The organism is Mucilaginibacter sp. (assembly GCF_028288105.1).
Taxonomy (GTDB): domain Bacteria; phylum Bacteroidota; class Bacteroidia; order Sphingobacteriales; family Sphingobacteriaceae; genus Mucilaginibacter.
Genome location: NZ_JAQBOI010000293.1, coordinates 1 through 3,069, shown reverse-complemented (window position 1 = coordinate 3,069; position 3,069 = coordinate 1). Strand labels below are relative to the sequence as shown.

2 protein-coding genes are annotated in these 3,069 nt (G+C 42.9%); both read left to right on the top strand.

Annotated elements, in window-relative coordinates; translation table 11 throughout:
- Nucleotides 1-242: 242 nt before the first annotated feature.
- A complete protein-coding gene (gene uxaC, locus JWQ85_RS19345; RefSeq protein ID WP_299470896.1) occupies nucleotides 243-1,649 on the top strand; it encodes a glucuronate isomerase in 1,407 nt (468 codons plus the stop codon).
- A 185-nt stretch (nucleotides 1,650-1,834) separates the two neighbouring features.
- Nucleotides 1,835-2,992: a DUF5009 domain-containing protein gene (locus JWQ85_RS19340; RefSeq protein ID WP_299470894.1), complete on the top strand. Its 1,158-nt coding sequence runs from the start codon at nucleotides 1,835-1,837 to the stop codon at nucleotides 2,990-2,992.
- The last annotated feature ends 77 nt before the right edge of the window (nucleotides 2,993-3,069 follow it).

The window sequence follows — 3,069 nt, the reverse complement described above, 5'->3', positions numbered from 1 at the left end:
GATAACCGGCTGACATGCCGCCTGGTAATTGCGCGTATGGATGATAAAAAGCTGCCAACATTTAAGGTAATAGCTAATGGACAAAAACAAGAAATAAAGGGCAAAGTAACCAGGGATGGCAATATTGAGTATGTATTAAATGGAGGGCAGTCGATTAAAATCAGCTGGAGCTAAAACGTTTGCGTAATTGCAGTTAAAATCTATCGAAAATCTTTAATACATTGCCTTTTTATTAACCAATTATGAAGAGCTTTTTAGATGAGGATTTTTTGCTGCATACGGATACTGCCAAAAAACTGTATCATGACCATGCCAAAACGCTCCCCATTATAGATTACCATTGCCATTTACCCCCCGATCAAATTGCCGGCGATATCAACTTTAATAACATTACCCATGCCTGGCTCAATGGCGACCATTATAAATGGCGTGCTATGCGGGCAAACGGTATCGACGAATCTTACATTACCGGCAGCAAACCCGATAAAGAGAAATTCGCACAATGGGCAGCTACAGTGCCATATACCTTACGTAACCCGCTTTACCACTGGACTCACCTGGAACTGCAGCGTTATTTCAATATCAATTCGAGGTTAATGCCCGGCACTGCCGACTTTATATATGATGATTGCTCGGCCAAACTGCAAAGCCCGGAATTTTCGGTACAGCAACTCATCAAAAAGATGAATGTAGAGGTGATCTGCACAACGGATGACCCTTTAGATGACTTGAGCCACCACACGCAAATACAAAGAGATGGGGCAGAGGTAAAGGTTTTCCCTGCATTTAGGCCTGATAAAGCTATGCATATAGAGGATGTAGCAGGGTTAAACGCTTACATCAATAAATTAGAGGCGGTATCAAACACCAGCATCAATACTTTTGAAGATTACCTGTACGCACTAAAAAACCGCCACCACTACTTCGCGGCAAACGGCTGTACCGTATCTGACCACGGCCTTGAGCATATTTACGCGGAGGAATATACCGAGGAAGAACTGCGCGCCATATTTGAAAAAGTGCGTACCGAAAAAAGCGTTACCAACTCAGAGAAGGTGAAATTCAAATCGGCTATGCTGTATAATTTCGCAATATGGAACCAGGAGAAAGACTGGGTTCAGCAATTCCATTTGGGCGCTTTGCGTAATAATAATAGCCGCCTGCTTAGCCAGCTTGGGCCCGATACGGGTTTTGATTCTATAGGCGATTTTAGCCAGGCCAGGCCATTATCCAAATTTTTAAACCGCCTGGATAAGGATGATCGCCTTGCAAAAACCATTATCTACAATCTAAACCCGGCCGATAACGAGATGATGGCCGCCATGATAGGTAATTTTAACGACGGCTCTATAGCCGGTAAGGTGCAGTACGGTTCGGCATGGTGGTTCCAGGATCAAAAGGACGGCATGACCAAACAAATTAATGCCCTTTCAAACATGGGCTTGCTGAGTAGGTTTATAGGTATGCTTACAGACTCGCGCAGCTTCTTGTCCTTTCCACGTCATGAGTATTTCAGGCGTATACTTTGCAACTTGTTTGCCGAAGATATAGAGAATGGCGAACTACCAAACGATATAGCATGGACCGGCAAGATCATTCAGGATATTTGCTATTACAACGCTAAAAACTACTTTAACTTTAAGCAGTAGAGGTACATTCTATCACATGTAAAGCTAACAGCGAGGACGTCTGTTTGGTAACATCATTAATACAATTGGTTTATATTGAATAATACTTTTTGAAATTATTTAAAAAGTATTCTATATTTAAATAATCTATAAACCATTTGCCGGTGGCCAGTACCGGTTTGTTTTTAATCCTTATTATCATAAACATGACCGCAAAAAATGCTGCCGGCTCTGCCGATGCCACTGATGTTAATACATCGCCCTTTACCTATGAACGCCTTTATTCGTTAGATGCCCTGCGGGGGTTTGACATGTTTTGGATCTTAGGCGGCGAAGAAATATTCCATACGCTGGCTAAGGCAACCGGGTCGCCATTTTGGGGCAGCATAGCCAATCAGTTCACCCACCCTGATTGGAACGGTTTCCATTTATATGACCTGATCTTCCCATTGTTCCTGTTCCTGGCAGGTGTGGCCACACCATACTCTATAGGCCGCGAGTTGGAAAAAGGTGCTACCCGCCCGCAGTTAGTGTTAAGGGTAATAAAACGTGCGGCCATATTGGTATTGCTTGGCCTGCTGGTAAACAATGGCTTAAAAACCCTGAAATCTATTGATGAGATCCGCTTTGCATCGGTGCTGGGGCGTATTGGTATAGCTTATATGTTTGCCAATATTATTTACCTGTATGCTAACCGCAAATGGCAAATAGCCTGGTTTTGGGCATTCATTATAGGTTACTGGTTGTTATTAAAATTCACATCGGCTCCCGGCCACCCTGCCGGTGATTTGACCATGGCGGGCAACTTTGCATCGTATATGGATACCCAAATACTGCCGGGCAAACTTTATTTAGGTATCCATGACCCAGAAGGGTTATTCTCTACGATCCCGGCAATAAGCACCGGTTTGTTGGGTATACTGGCAGGTACGCTGTTAAAAAGCGGCCATCAGCATAAAGCACGTAAAGCCGGATTGCTTGCCATTGTTGGCATTGTCTTCCTGATATTAGCGCAGATCTGGAACCTTGATTTCCCTATCAATAAAAACCTGTGGACCAGCTCGTTTGTATTACATGTTGGCGGTTTAAGCTTACTTCTGCTCTCGCTGTTTTATTATGTGATAGATGTGCTTGGGTATAAAAGCTGGGCGTTCTATTTTAAAGTGATAGGTATGAACTCCATCCTTATCTACATATCAAGCAAATTCATTAACTGGAACTATGCTACCGCCGGCTTTTTTGGCTGGTTAGGACAACTGGTTGGCGAGCCTTACAATATTGTAGTAATGGCTATTTGCTTTATAATGGTTAAGTGGATGTTCCTTTACTTCCTGTATCGTAAAAAGGCATTCTTAAAAGTGTAATCTATCCGCATGAAAAATATAAAATACCTGCTAAGCATAATATTAAGCGTTGTTTTGCTGCAAACGGCTACAGCGCA